Genomic DNA, 24,986 nt, shown 5'->3' on the forward strand with positions numbered 1-24,986 from the left:
TCAGTTCCATCTTACTATAAAAAAGAATACGGTTTCTTTCAACCGTTCGTTTTGAAATGATTCAATTTCATTAAAATCGGCCCAGATTACTTATCCGGCTGCAGGCAGCCACAAACCGTCAGGAGGACATTCAGATGAGCAACCCTATCCGCATCGGCGTCATCGGCGCCGGCAATATCGGCAACGTACATATTCAGACCTTCCAAAAGCTTCCTAGTGAAGAAGTCGTCATCACGGCTGTTACGGATTCCTACTTACCGTTGGCACAGCAGCGCGCAGCCCAATACGGCATTCCCAAATGCTATGAAACGGCAGATCAACTGATCGCCGACCTTGAGATCGATGCCGTTGTCATTGGCGTGCCGAATCAGTATCACGCACCCATTGCAGTACAGGCGCTTCAGGCAGGCAAACATGTATTGCTCGAGAAGCCTATGGCAATCAACGTGCCCTCAGCCAAAGAAATTGTCAAAGCCCAAAAGGCAAGCGGCAAAGTGTTGATGATTCCCCACCAAATGCGGTGGGAGTGGCTCCCTCTGCAAATCAAGCGGCAAGTGGATCAAGGGGCGCTCGGGCAAATATATAACGCCAAAGTCGGCTGGATGCGCCGCAAAGGGATTCCCGGCTGGGGAACGTGGTTTACAAAGCGTGACGAATCCGGTGGCGGACCGTTGATCGATATCGGCGTTCATATGCTGGATTTGGCTTTTTTCCTGATGAACAACCCTAAGCCGGTTTCCGTATACGGCTCAACCTATGCGGAATTCGGACCTAAAAAGCGCGGCATCGGCACTTGGGGAACTCCCGATTGGAACGGCCGCTTCGACGTGGAGGATTTGGCTACGGCCCTGATCAAAATGGAAGACGGAAGCACGCTCTCGCTTGAAGTGAGCTGGGCGGTTCATATGGATACGGACAGCGCTCATTTCGTCCATCTCATGGGCTCCGAGGGCGGCGCATCCATTCGCGGCAACCAAGGCAAGCTGCTTACGGAGCAATTCGACCGTCCCGTTGAAGTTTCCCTTTCCACCCCTGAAAAGGATGAAGGCGGACGCATCCGGCTGAGCCGTCATTTTCTCGAATGTATCCGCGATGGTAAAGAGCCGGATACTTCGGCACTGACAGGGTTTACGAACAACCTGATCCTCGACGCGATCTACGAATCGTCCAGAACCGGTCACGAAGTCAAGCTGGACTGGAGCTTGTAACTAGCTCAAGCACATTTATAAAAGGAGGCCACACCATGTTAAAAGGGTTAACCCGTGCAGGAATCGGCAGCGTCGGCACACTGGAGGACTTCATCCGGTCTGCATCCGCACATGGGTTCGAAGCTATTGCTGCAGACGGTAAAGAGCTGGAGCAATGGATCGACAGCAAAGGAATTGCCGGGGCACAATCGTTTCTGAAGGAATACGGAATTCAAATCGGAACCATCGGGCTGTCCGTGCAATGGCGTACAAGCGAAGAGGAATTCCGCGCCGGCTTGTCACGGTTGGTTCGCGACGCCGAAGCCGCCGCTGCCCTTGGGTGCACGGCATGCTGCACCTATGTGCTCCCATCAACCGACTACGAGTCCGCACCGTTCATGACGCTGGCCACCCGGCGTCTGCGTACATGCGCGCAGCTGTTGGCGCCGTTCGGCATCCGTCTCGGACTCGAGTTCGTAGGGCCGCATCATCTTAGAACGCGATGGAAAAATCCCTTCATCTGGGGTTTAAAGGAGACGCTCGACTGGATTGACGCGATAGGAGAATCCAACGTTGGATTGCTGTTCGACAGCTACCATTGGTATACGAACGAGCTGGACGTTGAAGCTATTTTGCAGCTGGATCCGTCGCAAATCGTGCTGGTTCATATCAACGATGCACCTGCGGTACCGGTGCAGGACGTTTTGGATAATGACCGACTGTTCCCAGGAGAAGGCGTAATCGACCTGGGAGGATTTCTTCGTGCATTGAACCAAATCGGCTATCGTGGCGTGATTGCCCAGGAAATATTGACGCCGAAGCCGCTTGAGGAATCGAGCGATGTGCTTTTGAAGCGTTCGCAGGAGGCATTCCATAAAGTGTATGCCGCTGCAGGTCTTGAATAAAAAAACTCGGTAACAAGCAGCCGAATCTACTTTCAATGACAATAATAATCAATGCCCCGGCACAAGAGAGCTTAGCTGCAATTTCAACAGCGGCTAGCTCTCCTAACCGGGGCATTGTGCATGTTATTGTATAGCGCCGACGGCTTGCAGCCATGCTCTAGCTATCAGCGCATGTCCTGCCGGAGACGGGTGTACTCCGTCAGGAGCCCAGAAAGCCGATGGAGCCTTGGTTGACGCTTGAGCGAACAATCCGTCCAACGAGACAAGACGCGCGCCGTATTCGCGTGCCAGCTCTCGTACGACGTGAATTTTCGGATCGAGATCCTCTCTCCACAGCTTCCGGTCTTCCGGCACCGGCAGAACGAACGGCTCGATTAACACGAGCTTCGCGTCCAGCTGCCGGGTGCGGTTCAGCAGATCCCGGTACCCTTCTTCATACTGCTCCGCTGAAGTAGGATCGTTGCGGTCAAATCTTCTCCAAGTATCGTTGATGCCGATGTAAATCGATACGACATCGGGCTTCAAATCGAGACAGTCTTCCTGCCACCGGTTTTGCAAATCCTTGACTCTGTTGCCGCTGATGCCGCGGTTCAAAAAGGTAACCTGCTCCTCCGGATAAAGGGAGGAAAACTGGGCCGCCGCCATAAGTGCATAGCCTTTGCCCAGATCGTTGCCATCCTCCCGAACACGCTTCGCATCCGTTATGCTGTCCCCTTGAAACAGCACCTTGTCGCCTTGCTTTATCCATGGTGTTGACATCTGTTTGCTGCCTCCCCAACGTATAGTAAATTCCCATTATTTCTTGCATGTATTGTGAGGCTCCAAGATCCTGACCGCCCTAGACTCAATCGCTGTTCCAGCTGTAAGCGATACAAGCTCGCTGGAGCAACCGGATCATCATCGTTGGATTCGAAACCGTCAGCCGAATACCGGACGAGCCGGCTTTGGCGAACACCCTTGTCAAGTGCTCCGTTATCTTGCAGTATCATGTCGTCCTGTCTTCTTACTGTACTTGCCGGTTATGGAACACCCAAGTGAACGTACTGTAAGCCGACCGCCAATCATCTCCGGCATCCGACACTGTACCCGACAATGTACCGTCTGCGGTCTTCTTAACTTCGAGCGTTCTCCAGCGGTAACCACCCGATTCGTACGCAAAGCTTTCCCCGTCGTCATCAAACAATTGAGAACGTCCCGGAGCGGTTCCATAATGATGAAGCTCCAGTTCTACGGCTTCTCCAGCTTTAGGAGCGTGCTGCAGCGCCGGCATCATCGGAATGATTGCGCCATCCTTCACAAATACTGGAATGCGGTCGAGTCCTGCGCTTACCCGGATTGTACGTCCGCCCTCCCAGCGCTCGTGAGTTTCGAAATCGTACCATACGCCGGCTGGCAAGTAGACGTCGCGTTCCGATTCCCCTTCGAATAGCGGAGCTACAAGCAGGGAATCGCCGACCATAAACTGGTCATCCACTTCCGTTTCACTGACGCCGCCATAAGCAAAGTCCGTCGAATCCAGAGTATGCTCCTGCCCTTCAGCTGCACGTACCGAGCCTGCTTCCAACTGCATCGCACGAATAGGAGGTACACCTTCGAAGCAGTACTGTGCGAACGCGGAATACAAATACGGGATCAGCCTCATCCGCAGATCGATATATTTCTTGACGATCGTCTCTACTTCAGGGAACGACCATGGCTTCGTTCCGTCAGCCCAAGCATTGACCATCGCGAGCGGCGAGAAGCACACAACCTGCATCCTGCGGACCCAATCCTCCGCATTTTTCGCTTTACGCACCTCCGGCGTCCAGAGCAGACCGCTGAAGCTGGAGCTGCACATGCCTCTTACGAATTGCCGGTGATCGTACAGATCGGAATAGAGCACATAAGGCAAAGAGGAGGCGGCTGACGACGAAGCGCGAGCCAAGCCGTACGTCCGGCGGTTTTTGCTTCGATACAGCTCGTCGGTCATCTTCTGGATCATCAAGCCGTACAATTGCCGGATTTGTTCCCCGTCCGCACCGGATGGGAACTGGGCATGCGCAGGATAAATCCACGAGTTGCGTGTCAGCTCGCTGCCATCGCACTCATCCAGCTTGTAGCCCGATACACCGATGTCGACATGATCCGTCTCATGCTGCTTCATATAAATGTCGCGCGCTTCCGGCAGCGTGTAATCCGGTACAAGTCCATGCCATACCGTATGCGAACCCGAGAGCGGCTCCAATGCCTCATAAATTCTCGCGTCAGGAGACACATAAGGATGCTCCCACAGATTGATCTGGAAGCCTTGCTCCGCCATCCCTTTAACGAAGCCTGCAGGATCAGGGAATTTTTCCTTATGCCACTCGTACGTTACAGGATAGCTCTTGCTGTGCCAGCCCGGCTCGAGACCGATGACATCACATGGAAAGCCGCGTTCGCGAAACGCCATAGCTTCATTCATAACCTCCTGGTCCGAGTACGATTTCGGTACGCGGTGCCAGAAGCCAAGCCCCCATTTCGGCGGAAGAGCGCCGCCCCCATGGAACAGATTGTACCTGCGTACCGCGTCCAATGGAGTCGGCCCGCCGAACACAAACAACTCCACACCGGGCTCGTTGATTACGATTTCGACCGTATCCGATACCGGAGTCGCTTTCCAGGTCCGATCGGAGTTCCGGTCCTTTGCATCGCCGCTAAGCCCGCTATCGGCTCTCACAGCGGAGCCGCAGTAGATCGAGACGATGCGCGATGTGTTTACCATCACGCCGTAGCCCCGGCTCGATACATAAAAAGGCACCGGTGCATGAGTCTCACCCGTATCCTGCTTCGGATCGCTGTTGACCCGCAAGTAACGGGTGCGTCCCCGATGATTCAGCTTCAACAGCTGCAGACCGAGCCCGTACAGGCTCTCCTCACGCTCCAGAGGAAGCGTAACGATCGTTTGGCGGGGAGTTACTTTGACGCTGATTTGGTTCGCATCCACCGGGAACGCTGCTGCCGTCATTGCCTCAAGCGTCGTCGATTTCGGAGCTTTCCCCATGACGGACATTGCGGATAACGGCGAGCTTTCCCCCTCCTGTACTTTCCATATGCCTGGCGCTGCTTGCTCCCATTTCAAATTGGCCATGTGAATACACTCTCCCTATCGGATTCAATCCTTTGTAAATTCGTTATAGTCGATCCCGCTATTTGATTCCCAGCATTTGGCGGTATTCCGTAGGCGATATCCCCGTCATTTTTTTGAATATCTTCGAGAAATGAGGATAATTCTGATAACCGATCTCCATACCGACGTCGACGATTTTGTAATGCGGCAGCTCCAGCAGCCTCTTGGCCATTTCGATCCTCTTCTTCATCCGGTATTGGACGAACGTCTCATTGGTCATCTTCTTGAAAAAATAGCTAAAGTAGGTCGGTGCAAGCCCTACCCTGTCGGCCACCGCTTCCAGACTGATTTCATCGCTAATGTGCTCGTCTATGTAGGATTTGGCTTCCTCAAACAAATTTTTCTGGCTGCCTCTCCGCCAATGAATCAGCTGCTCGCACAGCCGAATCAGCTCGGCCTCCATGTAATCCTGCACCTCGTCCTGACTAGCCGATGAATCGAACAATGGCTCGCACTCAAAATGGTACAACTGCCGCGCATTCAGCTTCTTAACCAGTATCTTTAGCGCATCCTCAACCATCTGCTGAATTTGCTCGGTCTTGAGCCCTCCGCACAAGCCATCGCTCTTCCATCGTGCAAGCAAGTGCCGGATGCTTTCCATATTGGACGACCAAATGGCATGCTCGGCCTGATCCAGCCACTCTCCGTAAGCCGAAATCGAGATAGAAGGCGGCTTATCCATATGGAGCAGCCGATCCAGCACCGGGTACAGGTCCGTCTTGGTAACCGGCTTTAGCAAATATTCTTTGACGCCGTAGCTTAAGCATTGCTGAGCGTAGCTAAAGTCGCTGTGTCCCGAAATGACGACGGTACGGATATTCATATTCATTTCGGCAATCTGCTTGCACAACTCAAGCCCGTTCATTTTCGGCATGCGAATGTCCGTAAACACCATATCCGGCTTCTGCCTGCGAATTTCGGCAATGGCTTCCACTCCGTTCGGAACTGCGTGAACATGAACTGTCTCGCTGTATTGCTTGATCAACTTCAACAATCCGGCACGGATTATCGGTTCATCATCTACGATGAGGATATGTTTCATGCCATTCATCCCTTTCTTTGCGTAAGCTATTAGTCGTCGATCATGTGCACACGTTAACAACCGAAAATAGCGCTTACAACAATCAGAGAATATTTCTGGAATATTTCTATCCTATTTTACTACAAACTTGTCTGACAAGTCACCATATTTTATCAAATCAGCCGCAGACGATTATCGCAAAACCGAACCCCACCTTCCCAGCGCTAGTAGACACATAGCCCGGTCATTCCATCCCTAAACTTGATCAAGCCGGTGGAACGAAAAAAAGCCCGCCCCGTTTCGGCTGTTTCGCCGATGGGAAGCAGGCTTGCTAAACTGCAAAATGGCTAGTGAGCTTAGTTGTTTGTTACACATCATTTCTGTACACGGACTGATGGATATTTCCTGCCGCCGCGTATGGAAACCCCTGCTGCAGCAGTCTTTTTTAGCCGATAGCCCATTTAACGCCGGCCAGAACGATCCCGATCAGAAAGCCGCAGATCGCTCCGTTGACTCGAATCCATTGCAAATCTTTGCCAACCTTGTCTTCCATCAGCGAAATAAGCGTCTCGTCATCAAACCGGTCGATGTTCTCCTGGATCAGGGCACCGATCTTATGATGGTTGCTTTCGATCCATTTGGCGATTTGCTCGCGCAAGGTCAATTCCAGCTTGTTCATCATCTCCGTATCGGCTTCCATCTTGCTTATGATTCCGGAAACGAAAGGAATCGCATACGCATCGGCGAACGATTCGTCGCGTACCCACGCCAATGCTTTTTCTTGCAACCGCTGCAGCAGCTCCAGCAGCTTCTCGTTCAAATTCCATTGCGACAGCAGCTGCTCCTTCCAATTATCAAGCTCGGACGAAATGCCGTCTTTGTTCGCAGGATTGTCCAGCCAAAAGCGCAGGGCATTCAGCACGGCCTTCCGGTTCGGATTCTCCTTCATTCTCAAGCCTTCGATGCCGCTCAGTATGAATTGCTGAATTAACGAGCCCAGCTTGTCCTCGTTGAAATAACCGACGAAAGCATTCATCGCGAACTGCATGAAGCCGTTCGTTTTCAATTGAGACAACGCCTGGACAGCCATCAGCCCCATCCGGTCGCGGATCTCTTCCTTCATGACCAGCTGCTCCGCCAAGTCAAGGACAAAATCGAACACTCTTTCATCGTACTTGCGCGCATACGCATGCTCAAGCACGTTGTTCAACATGCTTCGCATATCCAGCGTCTGGAGAAGCTTCTCTACCTCGCGCTCCCCAAGCTGCGCCAGCTTGTCCAAAGGAATTTGCAGGATGATGTATTCGCATAAAGACGCTATGCCCGCCTTGGCCCCATCCGTTCCGAGCTGCTCCTCCGCTCCTTTGAGCAGCCGCATAACCAACGGAACTTGCGACAGCTTATCCATAATGCTTTTTTTGCTCAGCAAATCGTCCTGAATGGTAGAAATAAAAGCTTTGGACACTTTATCGCGGTTTTTCGGCAATAACGCCGTGTGAGGTATCGGTATGCCTAACGGATGGCGGAACAGCGCCGTCACGGCAAACCAGTCCGCCAGGCCTCCCACCAGCCCTGCTTCAAAGCCGCTTTGCGCGAATCGCACCCACGTCTGCGATCCATCCAGAAATAAGGTTCCTGCGAAGCCAACTGCCATGACTCCGAGTGAAACAGTTGCCGTATGCTTCGAATTGCTGCTCACTTGTCTATCTCCCTTTATGTACAGCCGCACAATAAGTCGGCTTTTGTCTATTGCTTCTATTATAGAACATGTAAGGGGGAAAAAATCAATCCGCTGCGATTTTTTTGTAAGCCCATGAGAAAAGCGACGATCTCGGAGTCTTATAAGTTCTATTGTGGCGAAAAAAAAGCAGCCTTATCGGCTGCTTAACATCACCGTCAAGCCGCTTGGGAAGGCTGGCTTTTTAGACGGTACTTTTTATCCAGATTATAGCCGTACAGAGCGGCTAACAGCTGCTGGAACAGCATGCCTGCGATAACCGGAAGCACCACGGGCGGCGGGAAGAAGCTGATGGCAAGCACAGCTCCTGCGCTAAGATTGCGCATCCCTGAGTTAAACGTAAGCGCAACCGTAACGTCCCGGTCCCACTTCATCGAACGGGAGACCAGCCAACCGGCAAGATAACCAAGTGTCGCGCACACTAAGGCGGTAACGATGATTTGTACCAGCTTCACGTTCATATCCCTCAGGTGAGGCGCTACAACCGAGCTGTTAATGGCTACGACGGCAAATAAGCCGATTTTCGTAAACGGTGCCAGCCGCGGCCCCCAGACGGTCTTAATTTGCCCCTTCGTCCAATGATTCAGCAGCATGCCGATGACCGAAGGAATCACAACCATCCAGAGCAGTCCGTTCATCATTCCCCACACATCCATGTGCACCTTGGCTCCTACGATCAGGGAAAGGCTAAGCGGTACAATAAATGGCGACAGCAGCGTATCCAGCAGGATCAATGCCAACGTCAGCGCAATGTTTCCTCCGTAGATCGTGACCCACACCAAGCTGACCACGCCGGTAGGAATGACGAATAAAAGTACGAAGCCGGTTTGCGTCAGATCGTCACCCGGGAAAATAAGCGTGCCTGCCGCCCATCCAATCAGAGGCATCACAAGGTGCAAAATAAGAAACACCGCGATAATGGGGAGCGGGTGCTTCATCACCTTGCCCAAATCTTTGAAGTTCGAGCCGATACTTCCTGCGAACGTCATGACCGCAAATATCCACGGCACAAGGAAGCTTAACGTGTGCAGCCACGAAGCACTAAGCAGCCCGACTCCGACTGCAGCCGGAGTGAGCACCGGCATAATCTTTTCCAATGTTTTATTCAGTTTTGTCAGCATCGTCAGCCCTCTTTACCGTCTTCCGCAGCCGTACGCAGAAAACATGAATTACGTTTTATTCTAGCATAAGACGGGACGATTAGGACCGGTTTCCGGTTTTTTAGGCAAAAAAATTTTTCCTGCCTACGTCCCCTGATGCAGAACATGACGAATGCTCCCGAGCTGCGGGCTTCTCATCTCAATTCTGTCGCCCACCTTGCAAATATGCGGATTGGCCGGCGTACCCGTCAAAATGATATCGCCTTTGCGCAGCGTCATAATATCGGAAATATGCGCAACAAGCCAATGGGCGGAGAATATCATCTCGCTCGTATTGTCAAGCTGGATTTGCCGGTCGTTCACCCACATCTCCAGCTGCACGTTCGTTGGATCCGATACTTGCACCAGCTCGCCTATCGGCGTTGTCTGGTCATACATTTTAAACCGGCCCGATTCAAAGTGCGTGCTTGCCGTAATATCGTTGGCTATGGCATATCCGGCAATAATGGAGCGGACCTCGCTCTCGGCTACATGCTTCGCATCCTGACCGATGACGACAGCCATTTCCACTTCACAGAAAAACTCCGGCATTTGCGGAGATACATAAATGCTCGCCGAGGTAGTCAAGCTCTCCGGAGATTTTAACGACAGTGTCGGCGGCTCCTCATGAAAAATCCCCTTCTGATGCCGAAAAGCCCTGAAGTTCGGGCCTACACTAACTATTTTTCTTGTATCCGTAATCCATTCGTTTATGTTCATGTTATCCACATCCGATCTGATCATGATAAAGTTCAAAACAGGAAATCCGATAGTCGTATTTTTCGCTTTTAATCTTGTCCTCTAGACATAAAAATAAGAATAGTCCTTATGCCAAAAAGGAAGTGATCCCTGTTAATGAATCGTCTTATGCTATTCGGTCTAACGTTTTTCATTGTAGCCGCTCTTAGTCCGGTAATTATTTACGGCCTTAGAACACTGCACCTGACCCAGCCGATCCGTTCCCAGCTTCCGGCCAGCCACCAAGCCAAACGGGGCACGCCGCTCATGGCAGGCGTTGTACTTATTACCGGTACCGTCGTGCTGCTCATTTATCATCCGGGTGACATCGTTATGTTTCTCAGTATCGTCTTTTTAGCTTTCAGTTTGGTCGGCTGTATCGACGATATGAAGAAAGCCGTCCTGCAGGATCCAAACGGAATCAGCAGTATAACGAAGCTGCTCTTGCAGTGCTTTGTTACCGTCGTGCTCCTGTACTATTACAGCCGGCTCCATCCGATCCAATCCGGTATCGAGCTGTGGGGAAGCCGTTTTCTCGACCTCCCTTTGCCGTTATACCTGATACTGCTACTGCTGTTCATCATCGGAACGGCCAATGCAGTGAATTTTACAGACGGTCTGGACGGACTGCTTATTTTCACATCCATTCCTACTTACTTGTTCTTCCTGGCCATAACCGATTCGGTGGAGGTTCAGCTGTTTTGTCTCGTGATGATTGCCGGCCTGCTCGGCTTACTCCTATACAACATGTATCCGGCCAAAGCCTTCATGGGCGATACCGGCTCCCTGGCCATAGGCGGCTCCTTATCGTTTCTTGCTGTGATGGAGAAGGTTGAAATCCTTATTCCGCTTCTTTTCTTTGTCTTTTTCGCCGAGCAGATTTCCGTTATTTTACAGGTGTGGTATTACAAAAAAACAAGACTCCGCTTGTTCCGGATGTCTCCGATTCATTACCATTACAGCTTGAAGTACGGCTGGAGCGAGACGAAGATCGTATGGGTGTTCGGAATCGTGTCGGCGTTCTGCTCCGTACTAAGCTGGTTGTTGTGGAAATACGCGATGTAATTGACAAAGCTCCCGATCCGTTGCCGGGTCAGGAGCTGTTTTTTTAATATTGGAGTGGCTTAATACTGGACAAGAGAAATAATATCGATATTTCCCAGCTTGTCCCGGCCGTTCAGTTCTTCAAGCTCGATCAAAAATGCCGCTCCGACAACCTCTCCGCCCAGCTGCTTCACCAAATTAATCGATGTTGCAATGGTTCCGCCAGTTGCAAGCAGATCGTCGGCGATCAATACTTTTTGTCCTGGCTGGATGGCATCGTCGTGCATAGCCAGCTTGTCTTTGCCGTATTCCAGCGCATAATCCGCTTCAATCGTTCGGCCTGGAAGCTTACCGCTTTTGCGAATCGGCACGAAGCCAACTCCCAATTGAACGGCAAGCGGCGCGCCGATTACGAACCCTCTCGCCTCAGGTCCGGCGATAACGTCAATTTGCTTATCCTTCAGCTGACGCGCCAGTTCGGCAATGACTTCTCTATAGACAGGGCCATTGTTGAGCAATGTCGTAATGTCCTTGAAGCTGATCCCCGGCTGCGGAAAATCATCGATCACGCGAATGTATTCTTTAAAATTCATATTATGTCCTCCAATGACGGTTTGGTTTGATTTTGACAGCCTTTCAGTAATTCATATAGCTGTTGTGCGCTGGAGTAAAGCAGCGTTTGCTCGACTTCGGCGCTATGTTTTCTTTGTTGGAACAGCCTTGACGATCCAAGCTCTTTTTTCACGGGATTAGCGACAGGCATGAAGCCTTCCGCCGTTTTCCGTACGAAGCCCAGCTCGGTGAATACGTCAAGCATAAATTGAATCAGTTCCTTGGAATACCCGGACCTTCTCGATAATACATCCGTAAATGCGTTTCCTTGGAATGCCCGGTTTCCCTGCTGCTGAACTGCTCCATATACCGTTTTGAACATGTCCCGCGACGGAATCGTCCCCTGATCAAATAATTTCCCGGAAAATAATGCGTACCATCTCTGAGCATGAGCGGCGTTGGCAACGGCTTGCTCAAGCAAAGATAAGCGCGGCGGCATATCGTAAAATACCACGTCCGTTACGTCAGACCATGTGAGTCCACGCGCGAGATCATTCGCAGGTATGCATTCGCCTGTCGCTGTATCTACTTTCCAGACGGGGTATGACTTGATAAGCTGGAACCTCACCTGCTTATCGTCCGGATGAAACGTTAACAGCGCAGGCAATTTCCGCCCTTCCTGGACTTTACCATACAGCTGCTCCAGACATCTCGCCAGCTCCTGAAGCTTGTTCTCGGGCTTGGCAGCCCCTCGCCAATCGAACAGCTGAACATCGGGAACGCTAACATCCTGAATCATCATTTGCGGCTTGCGGACCCCGTTCCATTCATTGATGGAGAGCTCGCCAAGCACATTAAGCGTAGCAGTGGAAGAAATCCACGGAAGCACCGTTCCCTTGTTGAATCCGATCGCATCGAGGGCAACCGACGCTTCTTCAGTACCCTTGCATAGCATCATCTTAATATGCTGCTGCTCTCTGCCGATCGTCCGAAGCTCCTGACAGCGCACATCGGTAAACACAAATTTCGGAACGGGATTACCCATGCCGAAGGGCCCCAGCTGATCCAGTTGTTGAATGGTATCGATTCCGACCTCATCTAACGAGCATTCCAGGTCCGCTTGCAAAATCGGGATGAAATCATCCGGGCTGAGCCACTCATCCGCCAGTACGTTAAGTCTGCGTTCCAGCTCCGGCAGGTTTTCCTTGGGCAAAGTCATTCCGGCGGCTGCTTGGTGACCTCCGAAATGATCCATTAAATCGTGGCAATGCGTCAGCGCCTGATACAGATCGAATCCGGCTATGGACCGTGCCGATCCTTTGGCCATTCCCGACTCTTTATCGATTCCAAGAATCAGTGTAGGACGATAATATTTATCGAGCAGCTTGGACGCTACTATTCCGATCACACCGACATTCCAGTCCACTTGAGCTAGCACAATCACTTTGTTCAAGCCGGAGGACATGCGTTCCTCTACCATGGCCATCGCCTGTTTGGTCATTTCATCAACAATCCGCTGCCGTTCCTTGTTCAATGAATCCAGGTCGTACGCCAGATGCTCCGCTTCCTGCTCGCTGTCCGTAATAAGCAGCCTCACGGCATCGTCTGCATTGTTAAGTCTGCCGCTGGCATTGATGCGCGGTGCCAGGGCAAAGCCGATATGCGTAGCATTGACATCCTTCAGCTTGACTCCGGCTACGTCGAGGAGCGAGCGGATGCCCCAGTTCTTGGTGCTCTGCATTTTCTTAATGCCTTGCCTGACGATAACACGATTCTCGCCAAGTAAAGGCATCAAATCGGCGACGGTTCCGATGGCTGCGAATTCCAGCAGCTCTTCAGGCCACCGGCCCAGCAGTGCCTGCGCCAGCTTTAACGCCACGCCGACTCCCGCCAGCGATTTGAACGGATACGGACAATCCGGCTTCTTCGGGTTAATGACCGAGTAGGCAACCGGCAGCAGCTCGGGAGGCTCATGATGGTCCGTTACGATGACATCCATACCGAGCTCGGTGGCATAAGCGATTTCCTCAACCGCACTGATACCCGTATCGACCGTAATAAGAAGCTGTACTCCCTGTTGACGGGCCAAATCCAGAGCCGGCTTGTTCAATCCGTAGCCTTCATGGACACGGTGCGGAATATAATAATCGAATGTTGCATTCAACTGCTTAAGCAAATGGACCATCAAGGTCGTACTGCTGACTCCGTCCGCATCGTAATCGCCATACACGCGGATTTTTTCGCCGCGTTCCAATGCCTGACGGATTCGCTCCACCGCTTTCTGCATTCCACTTAAAAGGAACGGATCGTGGACATGATCCGTTCCCCCATGTAAAAAAGCGGCAGCATGCTCTTTGTCAGTTATTCCCCGGCTTATAAGCAGACGGGCTACCAAAGTAGAAACTTGCAGTTCGTTAGCAAATTCCTCCACTTGCCGGGCATCCGTTTTGCTTATTTTCCATTTGGCTCTTGCTTTTAGCATGCTGTCCCTCCTAAAAGTTTTCCGTAGGAAAACTTACTTCGTAAGCAATTACTGGGCTTTCCGTAGGAAAGCCTTCTTCGTAAGCATATACTGAGTTTTTCGTAGGAAAACTTACTTCGTAAGCATTTGGTGGGCTTTCTGCAGGAAAGCCTTCTTCGAACTGAGTTTCTATCATCAGTGCAGCATGGATGACAGGTCATTCTGATCCGAATCCATATTGTTTTTGTACGGATAGCCCGCATCATACGGATTGACATGAATAACAACATCGGTCACATGCGTAAACCGTTTCATTAATGCCTGCTTCGCCTGTTTGGCGATGTCCTGTCCCTCATGCACGGTTATACGTGGATTCACGCTAATTTTCACATCGACTATAACATAATGCCCTTGCTCTCGCGCCCTCAAGCCATCAACGGCAATAACGCCTTTAATCTCCTGAACCGTCTCGATCAGCTCAGCGGAATCTTCCTCGTACAGCACACGATCCATGGTGTTGCGGATGGATTCCTTAACTAACGTATATCCCGTTCTCAGAACAAGTCCCGCTACAAACAACCCGGCGATAGGATCCAAATAGTACAAATATGTATATCCCGGATAATTGCCTGCCAGAGCTCCTACTATGCCGGCCAAGGCGGCCAGAGATGAATACAAGTCTGAGCGATGCTCCCTGCTGCTGGCCATGAATTCCGGGCTGTTAAGCTGCTTACTTACACGATATTTGTATTGAAACAGAGCTTCTTTAACAACGATAACTATGCCTATAGCAACTAGAGCAATGGGCTTGGGTGAAGCATCCACTCCATTGTATATCGCTCTGGCTGACGAAATGGCGATTTCCAATCCAACGACCAGGAGCAGCACAGGTACGATAATCGTCGATATCGACTCTGCTTTGTCATGTCCATACGGATGATCTTTATCCGAAGGAAGCGGGGCTGTCCGCAATCCCGTGAATACCGCTGCCGATCGAATCACATTCGATACAGAATGAAATGCATCGGCAATAAGCGCCGTACTGCCGGATAGGATGCCGATCGCACCCGTCACCATGGCCAGCGCCATATTTCCGGTTATTCCGATCCAGGCGCCGAACCGCGCCTTCTGATACCGCTCATCTGACATGGGACAACTCCTCATGTGAATTGTATAGAAAGGCCGCGGAAACGAATGTCTCGCGGCCAGCTATTATTCTTTTACTGCAGTTGCTCTCGCTTTAGAACCTAGTGATTTATTCTTCAACACATACCACAATGGCGTTGCGATACATATGGAGGAATAGGCACCGGACGTCAACCCGATGATTTTGGCCAAAGCGAACAGCTTGATCGATTCACTTCCGAAAATAAACAAGCATAGCGCCGCGATTAAAACGGTAATGACCGTATTAATATTCCGCGACATCGTCTGCCAAATACTTGCATTCAGCATGTTGGCGACGTCTTCGCTAGATTTAAGACGGGAGAAGCGCATGTTTTCGCGGACCCGGTCGAAAATAACGATCTTATCGTTGATCGAATAACCGATGGTGGTCAATACCGCGGCAAGGAATGGCAGGCTGACCTCCAGACGGAAGATCGCAAACATAGCAATAACGATAAATGCGTCATGCAAAATTGCAATAATAGCAGCCAACGCAAAACGCCATTCAAAGCGGAAGCTTACATATATACAAATCGCTACGCTTGCAATAGCAACGGCGATCATCCCCTTATATCCCATTTCCTTGGCAATATCGGGAGATACGGTGTTGACTTCCTGGGACACCTTGTCCCCGAAAGCCTCAACCATTTTCGCATTGACCAGCTTGATCTCGTCATCGGTCAATATCGTATCGAAACGTGCCGAGACATGATCGTTATTGCCGCTTATCGTTAAGACGGCCGGCTCCAATTTGGCATTATTGAATGCTTGCTCTACTTTTTCTTTGGTTACGGCTTGTCCCATATTAATATCGAGCGATGTCCCTGCTTTAAAATCGACACCGTAATTCAGGTTCATAGTAACCAGCACGATCAATCCGATCAACAGGATGGCGATGGAGGCGATAAAAAACTTATTACGGTTTTTAATGAAGTCAAAGTGATTTTTATAGTCCACGGATTTCCGACTCCTTTACACCGAAATAAGCAGATTTCTTAAACAAATTGCTCTTGATGATCAAATGAATGTACCAGCGGGATAGGAATACGTTCGTCAGTACGCTCAGAATAATACTCATAATCGTTGTCAAAGCAAATCCGCGGATGGCTCCGTTACCGACATAATAAAGAACGGCGGCGGCGATCAGGTTCGTAATGTTGGCATCCATGATCGTGCGGAACGAATGCTTGGAGCCGGATTTCAAAGAGGAGAGCAGGCTCTTGCCGCTGCGGATTTCTTCCTTGATCCGTTCATAAGTAATGATGTTGGCGTCGACGGCCATACCGATACCCAGCACGAAGGCTGCAATACCCGGAAGTGTCAACGTAGCGTTCATCAGCCAGAATGCTCCCAGGAGCAAGAAGGTATAAGTGATCAGCGTAATCGCCGCGACAATACCTGGCAGACGGTAGAACGCCAGCATGAAAACAAGGATCAGTATCGCACCGATCAGACCGGCTTGTACCGTTTGATGCAGAGACAGCTGTCCTAGCGATGCTCCTACTACCTGCGTATATTTCTCCGTAAGCTTCAACGGAAGCGCACCGAGGTTAATCGTATTTGCCAGATTCGTAGCTTCATCGAACGTGTAATTGCCGGAGATGCTAGCATTTCCGTCACTAATAACGTTGTTGACGATTGGCGCCGACAATTGAGTTTCGTCCAAGTAAATGGCCAGAGGCTGACCGAGCAGCTTCTCCGTTACTTTTTTAAACTTGTCTGCGTCCTTCACCTTGATGTTGATCATCGGACGATTTGCCTGGTCAAAGCCTACTTTCGCTCCGCCCTCGACGAAATCGCTTCCGAGCATTTCTTTCGTGCCGTCAGGGCCGCGGAAGGTCAGATCCGCAGGCTTCTTAATGATTTTGCGGACTTCTTCTTCGTTCTTTACATCCGCAAGGCGAACGCGAATACGGTCTTTGCCCTCTGTAGTAATCTCGGGCTCGGCAATACCTAGGCTATCGGCCCGTTTCATCAGGCTGTTAGCGGTTTGCTTCAACGAATCCATCGTGACGGGCTTGCCTGCTTCTACCGGCTCGGCCACGTACAATATTTCAAAACCACCCTTGAGATCCAAACCGAGTTTAATGTTCTGGACTAATCCCGGAGTGAAGAAGGCAATGCAGCCAAAGCTGATGACCACGACTGCCAAAAATGCGATAATCCGTTTCATGTCGTTAACGTTCTCCTTCCATACTCAATATTCCTATTATACCTACGTGTGAAAAACGAGTCAATTTGACGATGCTTCCAAACTATCGACAACGGCATTTAGAAAACAAACAACCCTTCCGTCATTGGAAAGGGTTGGTCTTATAGATGCTCATCGTCATCCAGTTCATGAATTGAGTTACCTTCAGCGACAAAATATCATTGACCACTTTGTACAGCGGCGGAGTACCCGTCTTCTGATACTTTTCGCTGACACATTCCCATATTTCCCTGCCCGTCACATGCTCATACCCGATCATTCGGAATTCATCCGCTTTGCTGTTGCACATCTCCTCTATCATCTCGTTCAGCTCTTGATCGGATAGCGGCTCAGCATACTCGGAAGGAGCGATCTCATCCTCGTTCTGAAGCTGGTCTTCGAATAATTCATCATCCCCCGGACGATCTCCCAGCCCCTCTGTCTCAGCCGGATCCGCTGCAGCAAGCTCGACTGCCGCAGCCTGCTCGCTCTTCGCATCGTCCTCTAACGTTTCCCCTTCTTCCTCCGGATATGGATACTCTACAGGCTCCCCCGGCTCGGGCATTTCCGCTTTCTCCGCTTCCGTCAACGCTTCCGCCTGCTGCTGCTTTTTATTAAGCCCGTCTTGATCCACGTCCATCATCCTCCTGCAGTACAGCATCGTTTATACAATAATTCGCTACGGTCTGCTTATTTCCTTCCCGGCAGCCCGTTCTATACAGAAAAAATGTCTGACTTGGACAGGTTCAGCATATTCATTAAGTAAACCATAAGGGAGGAAGAACAATCCAAGTGACCAAACAATCGTTCATCCAAGGCACGCTCATTTTGCTTGCTGCCGGTATCATCAATCGCATCCTCGGCTTCATCCCCAGGATTACGCTTCCGCGCGTTATCGGAGCAGAAGGCATCGGTCTGTACCAGATGGGCTACCCGTTTCTTATCGTCATTTTGACGATAATAACGGGAGGCATTCCCATTGCCGTAGCCAAGCTTGTTGCAGAAGCCGAGGCAGCGGAAGACGAAGCCCGGATACGACGCATTTTCCGCTTGTCGCTTCTTCTGTCCATATCCCTTAGCACCGTATTCACTCTGGTCAGCTTGCTTGCCGCGCGCTGGATATCCACCCATTTGCTTACCGATTCGCGGGTATATTATACGTTTCTTGTCATGACTCCGATCATTCTCATCGTCGGCATCGGCTCCGTCTATCGCGGTTATTTTCAGGGACGGCAAAATATGATCCCCACCGCGCTGTCGCAGGTCATCGAGACGCTGGTCCGAATCGTCACCGTTCTTGTATTTGCTTACCTCATGCTTCCTTACGGCCTCGAGTATGCTGCGGCAGGGGCAATGGCAGGCGTTCTTGTAGGGGAAATATCCGCATTGCTGGTTTTGTATATTATGTTTCGTACAAGCCGCACCCGTTCTCGCACCGTGCCTTTTACCGGTAATAAAGCTGCTGAAGCAACCGCTGGACCCTGGGAACATTTAAAGCAGCTGCTTAAGCTGGCTACACCCATTACCGGCAGCAAGCTGGTCGGTTCCTGCTCCTATTTCTTCGAGTCGATTATCACGGTAAGGAGCCTTGCCTCGGCCGGAGTAGCCACCAAACTCGCGACAGCGCAGTACGGAGCGCTCCAAGGGATGGTTATGCCTATTCTCATGCTGCCCAGTGCGCTGACCTATTCGTTGTCCGTGTCACTGGTTCCCTCTTTATCGGAAGCCGCTGCGCAAAATGACATGAAGACCATTCACTCCCGCCTTCATCAATCGCTGAGACTGGCATTGGTCACGGGCGCTCCGTTCGCGATGATCATGTTCGTGCTTGCCGAGCCGCTGTGCCAGTTGTTTTACGGCCAAAGCCAGGTCGCCTCAATGCTCAAAATGATGGCGCCCGTCGCCTTGTTTATTTATTTTCAGGCGCCTCTTCAAGCAACGCTGCAGGCATTGGAGAGACCCGGCAGCGCTTTGGTGAACACCTTGACCGGCTCGATCGTCAAGCTGTCGCTTATCTACTGGCTGGCGAGCAAGCCCGAATTCGGCATTCTCGGTGCGGTAATGGCGATTAATGTGAATATTATGCTCGTAACCATTTTGCATTGGCTCAGTGTGTCCAAGCTTCTCAAGTTTCATATGGAAATGCTCGACTTTGCCAAAGTCGGCATGGCCATGGCCGTATCGGGGCTCGCTAGCCACTTTATCATGTATACCGAATGGCTCTCTAATGAAACCGTACGCTTTTTCGTTTCCTGTTCGGCGGGTCTTCTGTTGTATTTGCTTAGCGCGGTTATGATGAGATTGATCGACCGCAACGATCTGCTGCGCTTGGTTTGGTTAAGTAAGAAATGGCTTAAATGATTATCGTTTCCGGTCGATAAACCATTTCCCCCGATGATCGATCGTACAGAAGAACACCTCTTTAAAATCGTGAACGCCCTTCAATTGCAGCTCATTCTTCAGCCAAAACCGGGTTTTCCCCAGCTTCCCCAAGCTGTCATCCTGCACTTTTCCGTCCATGATAAGCGGTAACGGCAGTCCTTCATAGCGAATCGTAGCCTGTTGCTTGGCAGCAGGCTTCTTTGCCTCGTTTTCTTCCCTCTCTACGACGGTCAGCTTGCCCGAGGGCTCCAATATGGCAAATTCGACATCCGCGACGTCAACGACTTTATTTTGCCTTAGCTGCAGCAATAAATCGTCCAGATTGTACCTGTGCCGTTTCATGACATCCCGGTTCAGCTTGCCATTTTGGATGACGACGGCCGGTCTTCCCTCAAACACGCGGCGAAGCTTTTCATTTTTCAAGGACAAGTAGGCGATAAACAGCTGCACAAGCACCAAAGTGAACATCGGAACAATGCCTTCCAGCAGCGGCTTATGTAAATCCTCGAGCACGAACACGGCGATTTCCGCAATCATGATCGATATAACCAGATCAAACAGCGACAGCTTGCCGATCTCGCGCTTTCCCATAATCCGGAGCGTCAGGAACACGATGAAATAGACAAGCAGGGTACGCAAAAAAAGAGCCAAAATCTCCATGGTCTCGCTATCCCCCCATCAGCTTTGCAAAGCGAAGTCAGGACGTTTCCATGGGTATTTTGACCTTTAGCCATTGCCGTCATGCAGTTTGACGAACTACGAATTGCTGGGAAATCCTTAATCGAAGTACATCAATACGATATATAGTGTTGCTATAAGAAGCGCCAGAAGGGTCAAGGGAACGGCTACCTTCACATATCGCTTCAACGAAAGCTCGTGCCCTTCCTTCAAGGCTAGTCCTGCTGCTACGAGGCTGGCTTGAGAACCTAGCCATGTCGCCATTCCCCCAAGGCTTGCCCCGATGGACAACGACCACCAAACCGGATTCAGCTGCCAGTAGGCGGTTATCTCCAATTGAATCCCCCATTGCTTGACCAAAGGAATCGACGAAGCAGCGACAATCGCTTGATCTACAACCGCGGAGCCGATTGCCGACACCCATAAAACCAGCAGAGCTAGTAGCATTGGATTTCCCGAGGTCAGCTCCATTCCTTTCAGCGCGATTGCTTCCATGATACCTGTATCCGCCAAGCCGCCGACCAGAATGAACAAGCCTGCCAGCCACCCCAGCGTCCCCCATTCCACCGAATGTCCTATTTCTACCAGATCCTCTTTCTTTCTGACGCTAATAAGAACTAGCACAAGCGCTCCCGCCAAAGCTATGAATCCTATCGGAATACGAAGCTGAAGCTGGAATAGGAATCCCAGCAGGGTCAATCCCCACACTGCGCAAGCTTTGACAAGCAAGGTTCGGTTGCTGAGAAAAGAGGACGCATCGAGAGCCATAAGCTCCGATATGTGTGCCGGATCCGGTTTCCATTCCTTGGCGTACAACCGATACAGCACAAGCACAATTACAGCAAAACAAAGGACGGAGAGAGGCGCGACATGAACCAAAAACCCATTAAACGTCAGCCCGGCAGCCTGAGACGAGCCGATCATCATATTCGGGATAGAGCCGATCATCGTTGCCGATCCGCCTATCGTTCCGCTAGCCATGACCGTAACCAACAAGGAGAACGGATTCGCATTCAACCGTTTGGCCAATCGAATCGTCATCGGAATCATCACAATCATAGTCGTGACAGCATCCAGAGCCGCGGAGCCGACAGCCGCGATAACGGCCAAAGCTACGAGCAGCAGGAAGTACCTCCCTCCCGTTTTTTGCGCACAGCGTATCGTTATGTACTCATACAATCCCGTCTTGCCTGTGATGCCGGACAATACCATGATCCCTGTCATTAGAAATATCGTTTGCCAGCCGATATGAGTCTGAACCACCTCGGTCCCGCTGACGAGTCCCAGCAACAGCATAAGCAATGCGCCGGCCCAGACGACCAGCAATCGATTGAAGAGTCCTGTAATCATCAATCCGAAACATACGATAAAAATAAGTGCTGCGGCGACAACCTGCCACAGGGCATGTGCAGAAACATCCATAAGTAAGTTACCATCCTTTCTATTCGTATCCTGTTGCTCCGTTGATTCATTTAATAGACAGGTGATATCGACGCATTCGACACGATCCTGCTGAATTCCTTTGTATGGCGTCCAGAACAACATGTACTATTTTTATGTACGTGCCCATACAATAATGATAGATAGCGTTGAAATGGAGGAGGTCGGCCATGAAACAGTCGCCTTTATTATCCGGATTACTATACTCCATGATTTTCATGCTGATAGGAACGTTCCTGATCTCTCTTTTGATGATGGCTACGAATTTGCAGGAAACATCGTTATTCGGTTATACGATGTCGGTACACGGAGTGGCTATGTTTATCGGGGGCATCGTTTCCGGCAAGCGGAGCGGTACAAGAGGCTGGTATCACGGAGGAATGCTGGGGATATTCTATTGTCTCATCGTGTGGATGATAGGATTTCTTGCTTATGATACAGGCCTATCGGTGGAAACCTTGTATTTGCTCGGACTGACCTTCGGCTCCGGCGCTCTGGGCGGGATATTGGGAATTAATATGAAGAAGTAGAGAGCATACCGAAGGACATATCAATGAACGATTATCAGAACAAAAAAATGCGAGTCCATCCGGTGAAGGAGGCTCGCATTTTCCATTGCTTACTTCTTGTCTTCGCTTGCAGGGCTTGGCGTTACTGCATTGACAGCAGAGCGCTCGAACGTAAGCTTGGTTACATCATTGACACGCAAAATGACCGTATCGTCTGTAATTTCCAAGATCGTTCCGTGAAGTCCGCCGATCGTTACAACCTTGTCCCCTTTTTTCAAATTGCCCAACATCATGTTGCGGGTTTTTTGACGTTTTTGCTGAGGACGAATCAATAAGAAATACAATACTACAAACATCAATACCAATGGACCGTATGTATACAAATATCCTTCAATCCCGGCCGCTTGTGCCGGTTCGGCTGCCGCTAACCACATACCTTTTCCCCCCTTTCCTTATACTATACGTTATATACGTTTAAAAACCTCTTCCGTTTTCATCCATACCGTATTTTTCGAAAAATTCATCACGGAAATCAAGAAGCCGGTCTTCACGGATCGCTTGCCGTACTTGACGCATCAGCTCCAGCAGGAAGTGCAGGTTATGATACGTAGTAAGACGGATCCCGAACGTTTCGTCCGCTTTGATCAAATGCCGTATATACGCGCGCGAGTAATTTTGGCAAGTATAGCAGGAGCATTCCGGATCCAGAGGCCCGAAATCTTCGGCAAACTTGGCGTTCCGGACTACAAGGCGTCCCGAGCTCGTCATGCATGTACCATTGCGAGCTATACGCGTCGGCAGAACGCAATCGAACATATCGATTCCGCGGATCGATCCTTCCACGAGAGCATCCGGCGATCCTACTCCCATTAAATAGCGCGGTTTATTGGCAGGCAGAATCGGCACCGTATAATTCAATACCTCATACATCAAATGCTTCGGCTCGCCTACGCTGAGTCCACCAATAGCATACCCCGGGAAATCCATGGAAGTCAACTCGGCAGCGCTCTGTTTGCGCAAATCCTCGTACATGCCTCCCTGAACGATCGCGAATAGCGCTTGATCCTGCGGACGGGCATGCGCCTGCAGGCAGCGTTCCGCCCAACGGGTTGTCCGCTCGAGCGATTGCTTGGCGTAGCTGTGCTCTGCGGGGAACGGAGGGCACTCGTCGAACGCCATCATAATATCGGAGCCGAGAGCATTCTGAATCTCTATCGATTTCTCGGGAGAGATGAACAGCTTGTCGCCGTTCAAGTGAGAGCGGAAAGCCACTCCCTCTTCCGTAATTTTTCTCATCTCGCTCAAGCTGAATACTTGAAAGCCGCCGCTGTCCGTCAAGATCGGGCGGTCCCAATTCATAAAGCGGTGAAGCCCGCCGGCCTTCTTCACAATCTCATGGCCGGGACGCAAGAACAAATGGTACGTATTGCTCAAAATAATATGAGCATCCATCTGCTTCAGCTCTTCCGGAGCCATCGTTTTCACCGTCGCTTGAGTACCTACCGGCATAAATGCGGGAGTCTCGATGACGCCGTGAGGCGTATGAACCCGACCGAGCCTTGCTCCGGATTGCTTACATGTTTTTATATGTTCATAAGTTACTGCTGCCAATGACATTCACTTCTTTCTATCCTGCTGATTAATAAATAAACATCGCATCGCCGAAGCTGAAAAACCGGTATTCCCGCTCCACAGCCTCCCGATAAGCCGCCATTACGTTCTCTCTGCCGGCCAACGCGCTGATCAGCATCAGCAAGGTCGACTTCGGCAAATGAAAATTCGTAAGCAGCGCATCGACGATTAGGAATTCAAATCCGGGAAAAATAAAAATATCCGTCCAGCCGCTGCAAGGCTGCAGCTTGCCAGGCTCTGCGCTCATCCGGGCAGCGGTTTCCAGCGTTCTTGCGGATGTCGTCCCGATAGCAACGACTCTGCGTCCATTCGCTTTCGCTCCGTTGATTAGCTGCGCGGCTTCTTCGCCGACTTCATAGTATTCCTCATGCATTTTGTGCGACTCGACGTCCTCAACCGCCACGGGACGGAATGTTCCGAGTCCGACATGAAGGGTTATATAGGCTAATTGTATACCTTTTTGTTCCAGCCTATTCAAATACTCCTGTGTAAAATGAAGCCCCGCCGTAGGAGCCGCAGCCGATCCTTCGTGCTTCGCATAGACGGTCTGGTAACGCTCGCGCTCCGGGAGCTGCTCCTTAATATAAGGAGGCAGCGGCATTTGGCCCAGCTTGTCCAGCAGCTCCGTAAAAATACCCTGGTAGGAAAAGCGGAGCACTCTTCCGCCCATATCGCTTTCTTCTTCAATGGTCGCAGTAAGAAGCGCAGTACCGCCTTCCTCTCCAAAGAGGATGGTTGCGCCCTTCTTGAGGCGCTTGCCGGGTTTAACCAACGCCTCCCAGCGGTCCTCCTCCAGCTGCTTGAGCAGCAGCACCTCGGCTTTGGCGCCGGTGTCCGCCTTCACGCCAAAAAGCCGGGCTGGCAGCACCCGCGTATCGTTCAACACGAGTACATCCCCGGCTTCCAAATACTCGATCAATTGCTCAAACGTTTGATGGGCTATCGCTCCGGTCGATTTGTCCAGCGTCAGCAATCTGGACGAAGTCCGGTCTTTCAAAGGAGTTTGTGCGATCAGCGACTCCGGTAATTCGTAATCAAACCATTCTACCTGCAT

22 protein-coding genes are annotated in these 24,986 nt (G+C 50.8%); 5 read left to right on the forward strand and 17 right to left on the reverse strand.

Annotated features, from left to right (window positions below; translation table 11 throughout):
* Positions 1–128: 128 nt before the first annotated feature.
* Together ACFQ88_RS15460 and ACFQ88_RS15465 are read left to right on the forward strand one after the other, a co-directional pair.
* Entirely contained in the window at positions 129–1,208 is a 1,080-nt protein-coding gene (locus ACFQ88_RS15460; RefSeq protein WP_379454909.1) for a Gfo/Idh/MocA family protein, read from the forward strand.
* Between the two features lie 35 nt (positions 1,209–1,243).
* Positions 1,244–2,092 (forward strand): sugar phosphate isomerase/epimerase family protein, encoded by an 849-nt coding sequence (locus tag ACFQ88_RS15465; RefSeq protein ID WP_379454689.1) that lies wholly within the window; start codon positions 1,244–1,246, stop codon positions 2,090–2,092.
* 123 nt (positions 2,093–2,215) lie between these two features.
* On the opposite strand, the gene ACFQ88_RS15470 is transcribed toward ACFQ88_RS15465, so the two are convergent.
* From ACFQ88_RS15470 to ACFQ88_RS15495, 6 genes are all read right to left on the reverse strand, one after another.
* A complete protein-coding gene (locus ACFQ88_RS15470) occupies positions 2,216–2,851 on the reverse strand; it encodes an SGNH/GDSL hydrolase family protein (RefSeq protein ID WP_379454690.1) in 636 nt (211 codons plus the stop codon).
* A 244-nt stretch (positions 2,852–3,095) separates the two neighbouring features.
* Positions 3,096–5,201, reverse strand: coding sequence for a glycoside hydrolase family 31 protein (locus ACFQ88_RS15475; protein ID WP_379454691.1), 2,106 nt, complete (start codon positions 5,199–5,201; stop codon positions 3,096–3,098).
* A gap of 58 nt (positions 5,202–5,259) precedes the next feature.
* Positions 5,260–6,282, reverse strand: coding sequence for a response regulator (locus ACFQ88_RS15480; protein ID WP_379454692.1), 1,023 nt, complete (start codon positions 6,280–6,282; stop codon positions 5,260–5,262).
* A gap of 424 nt (positions 6,283–6,706) precedes the next feature.
* Entirely contained in the window at positions 6,707–7,960 is a 1,254-nt protein-coding gene (locus ACFQ88_RS15485) for a DUF445 domain-containing protein (RefSeq protein WP_379454693.1), read from the reverse strand.
* Between the two features lie 197 nt (positions 7,961–8,157).
* A complete protein-coding gene (locus ACFQ88_RS15490; protein WP_345774014.1) occupies positions 8,158–9,120 on the reverse strand; it encodes a bile acid:sodium symporter family protein in 963 nt (320 codons plus the stop codon).
* A 123-nt stretch (positions 9,121–9,243) separates the two neighbouring features.
* Positions 9,244–9,858, reverse strand: coding sequence for a fumarylacetoacetate hydrolase family protein (locus ACFQ88_RS15495; RefSeq protein WP_379454694.1), 615 nt, complete (start codon positions 9,856–9,858; stop codon positions 9,244–9,246).
* A 135-nt stretch (positions 9,859–9,993) separates the two neighbouring features.
* Here ACFQ88_RS15495 and mraY point away from each other — a divergent pair, with 135 nt between their 5' ends.
* Positions 9,994–10,941 carry a phospho-N-acetylmuramoyl-pentapeptide-transferase gene (mraY, locus tag ACFQ88_RS15500; RefSeq protein ID WP_379454695.1) on the forward strand — a complete coding sequence of 316 codons (948 nt, stop codon included), beginning with the start codon at positions 9,994–9,996 and terminating at the stop codon, positions 10,939–10,941.
* A 59-nt stretch (positions 10,942–11,000) separates the two neighbouring features.
* Here the strand turns inward: mraY and ACFQ88_RS15505 are convergent, their stop codons facing one another.
* The 6 genes from ACFQ88_RS15505 to ACFQ88_RS15530 form a co-directional block, all read right to left on the reverse strand.
* Entirely contained in the window at positions 11,001–11,513 is a 513-nt protein-coding gene (locus ACFQ88_RS15505) for an adenine phosphoribosyltransferase (protein WP_239627485.1), read from the reverse strand.
* The gene (gene recJ / locus ACFQ88_RS15510; RefSeq protein WP_379454696.1) at positions 11,510–13,954 is read right to left on the reverse strand and encodes a single-stranded-DNA-specific exonuclease RecJ; all 2,445 of its coding nucleotides are present in this window, start codon (positions 13,952–13,954) and stop codon (positions 11,510–11,512) included. Before recJ ends, ACFQ88_RS15505 begins: the two co-directional genes overlap by 4 nt.
* Before the next feature lie 174 nt (positions 13,955–14,128).
* Complete coding sequence (locus ACFQ88_RS15515; RefSeq protein ID WP_379454697.1) at positions 14,129–15,082, reverse strand: cation diffusion facilitator family transporter; 954 nt, start codon at positions 15,080–15,082, stop codon at positions 14,129–14,131.
* Positions 15,083–15,145: 63 nt separating this feature from the next.
* A complete protein-coding gene (gene secF / locus ACFQ88_RS15520; RefSeq protein ID WP_239627493.1) occupies positions 15,146–16,057 on the reverse strand; it encodes a protein translocase subunit SecF in 912 nt (303 codons plus the stop codon).
* Positions 16,047–17,273, reverse strand: a complete 1,227-nt coding sequence (gene secD / locus ACFQ88_RS15525) for a protein translocase subunit SecD (RefSeq protein WP_239627496.1) — start codon at positions 17,271–17,273, stop codon at positions 16,047–16,049. Before secD ends, secF begins: the two co-directional genes overlap by 11 nt.
* A gap of 121 nt (positions 17,274–17,394) precedes the next feature.
* Complete coding sequence (locus tag ACFQ88_RS15530; RefSeq protein ID WP_379454698.1) at positions 17,395–17,925, reverse strand: post-transcriptional regulator; 531 nt, start codon at positions 17,923–17,925, stop codon at positions 17,395–17,397.
* A 158-nt stretch (positions 17,926–18,083) separates the two neighbouring features.
* On the opposite strand from ACFQ88_RS15530, the gene spoVB reads away from it, so the two are divergent.
* Positions 18,084–19,652, forward strand: a complete 1,569-nt coding sequence (gene spoVB, locus ACFQ88_RS15535) for a stage V sporulation protein B (protein ID WP_239627498.1) — start codon at positions 18,084–18,086, stop codon at positions 19,650–19,652.
* Here the strand turns inward: spoVB and ACFQ88_RS15540 are convergent, their stop codons facing one another.
* Positions 19,653–20,333 (reverse strand): DUF421 domain-containing protein, encoded by a 681-nt coding sequence (locus ACFQ88_RS15540; protein WP_379454699.1) that lies wholly within the window; start codon positions 20,331–20,333, stop codon positions 19,653–19,655.
* 117 nt (positions 20,334–20,450) lie between these two features.
* A complete protein-coding gene (locus ACFQ88_RS15545) occupies positions 20,451–21,773 on the reverse strand; it encodes an SLC13 family permease (RefSeq protein WP_379454700.1) in 1,323 nt (440 codons plus the stop codon).
* A 188-nt stretch (positions 21,774–21,961) separates the two neighbouring features.
* Between ACFQ88_RS15545 and ACFQ88_RS15550 the strand changes: the two genes are divergently transcribed.
* On the forward strand, positions 21,962–22,321 hold the full coding sequence (locus ACFQ88_RS15550) for a TIGR04086 family membrane protein (RefSeq protein ID WP_239627506.1): 360 nt from the start codon (positions 21,962–21,964) through the stop codon (positions 22,319–22,321).
* An 89-nt stretch (positions 22,322–22,410) separates the two neighbouring features.
* Here ACFQ88_RS15550 and yajC read toward each other — a convergent pair whose 3' ends face one another.
* From yajC to queA, 3 genes are read right to left on the reverse strand one after another with little or no spacing between them, the layout of a single operon-like run.
* Positions 22,411–22,734, reverse strand: coding sequence for a preprotein translocase subunit YajC (yajC, locus tag ACFQ88_RS15555; RefSeq protein ID WP_239627508.1), 324 nt, complete (start codon positions 22,732–22,734; stop codon positions 22,411–22,413).
* Positions 22,735–22,774: 40 nt separating this feature from the next.
* Positions 22,775–23,911, reverse strand: a complete 1,137-nt coding sequence (tgt, locus tag ACFQ88_RS15560; RefSeq protein ID WP_379454701.1) for a tRNA guanosine(34) transglycosylase Tgt — start codon at positions 23,909–23,911, stop codon at positions 22,775–22,777.
* 28 nt (positions 23,912–23,939) lie between these two features.
* Positions 23,940–24,986: a tRNA preQ1(34) S-adenosylmethionine ribosyltransferase-isomerase QueA gene (queA, locus tag ACFQ88_RS15565; RefSeq protein WP_379454702.1), complete on the reverse strand. Its 1,047-nt coding sequence runs from the start codon at positions 24,984–24,986 to the stop codon at positions 23,940–23,942.

Source organism: Paenibacillus sp. NPDC056579 (genome assembly GCF_042793215.1).
GTDB lineage: Bacteria > Bacillota > Bacilli > Paenibacillales > NBRC-103111 > Paenibacillus_S.

Excerpts from the sequence above, each read along its gene's own strand:
- ACFQ88_RS15475 (WP_379454691.1), bottom strand. The coding sequence starts at position 5,201 with ATGGCCAATTTGAAATGGGAGCAAGCAGCGCCAGGCATATGGAAAGTA.
- yajC (WP_239627508.1), bottom strand. The coding sequence starts at position 22,734 with ATGTGGTTAGCGGCAGCCGAACCGGCACAAGCGGCCGGGATTGAAGGA.
- ACFQ88_RS15495 (WP_379454694.1), bottom strand. The coding sequence starts at position 9,858 with ATGAACATAAACGAATGGATTACGGATACAAGAAAAATAGTTAGTGTA.
- ACFQ88_RS15470 (WP_379454690.1), bottom strand. The coding sequence starts at position 2,851 with ATGTCAACACCATGGATAAAGCAAGGCGACAAGGTGCTGTTTCAAGGG.
- ACFQ88_RS15505 (WP_239627485.1), bottom strand. The coding sequence starts at position 11,513 with ATGAATTTTAAAGAATACATTCGCGTGATCGATGATTTTCCGCAGCCG.
- ACFQ88_RS15465 (WP_379454689.1), top strand. The coding sequence starts at position 1,244 with ATGTTAAAAGGGTTAACCCGTGCAGGAATCGGCAGCGTCGGCACACTG.
- ACFQ88_RS15540 (WP_379454699.1), bottom strand. The coding sequence starts at position 20,333 with ATGGAGATTTTGGCTCTTTTTTTGCGTACCCTGCTTGTCTATTTCATC.
- ACFQ88_RS15545 (WP_379454700.1), bottom strand. The coding sequence starts at position 21,773 with ATGGATGTTTCTGCACATGCCCTGTGGCAGGTTGTCGCCGCAGCACTT.
- recJ (WP_379454696.1), bottom strand. The coding sequence starts at position 13,954 with ATGCTAAAAGCAAGAGCCAAATGGAAAATAAGCAAAACGGATGCCCGG.
- ACFQ88_RS15480 (WP_379454692.1), bottom strand. The coding sequence starts at position 6,282 with ATGAAACATATCCTCATCGTAGATGATGAACCGATAATCCGTGCCGGA.
- queA (WP_379454702.1), bottom strand. The coding sequence starts at position 24,986 with ATGCAGGTAGAATGGTTTGATTACGAATTACCGGAGTCGCTGATCGCA.
- ACFQ88_RS15490 (WP_345774014.1), bottom strand. The coding sequence starts at position 9,120 with ATGCTGACAAAACTGAATAAAACATTGGAAAAGATTATGCCGGTGCTC.
- secD (WP_239627496.1), bottom strand. The coding sequence starts at position 17,273 with ATGAAACGGATTATCGCATTTTTGGCAGTCGTGGTCATCAGCTTTGGC.
- ACFQ88_RS15515 (WP_379454697.1), bottom strand. The coding sequence starts at position 15,082 with ATGTCAGATGAGCGGTATCAGAAGGCGCGGTTCGGCGCCTGGATCGGA.
- mraY (WP_379454695.1), top strand. The coding sequence starts at position 9,994 with ATGAATCGTCTTATGCTATTCGGTCTAACGTTTTTCATTGTAGCCGCT.
- ACFQ88_RS15550 (WP_239627506.1), top strand. The coding sequence starts at position 21,962 with ATGAAACAGTCGCCTTTATTATCCGGATTACTATACTCCATGATTTTC.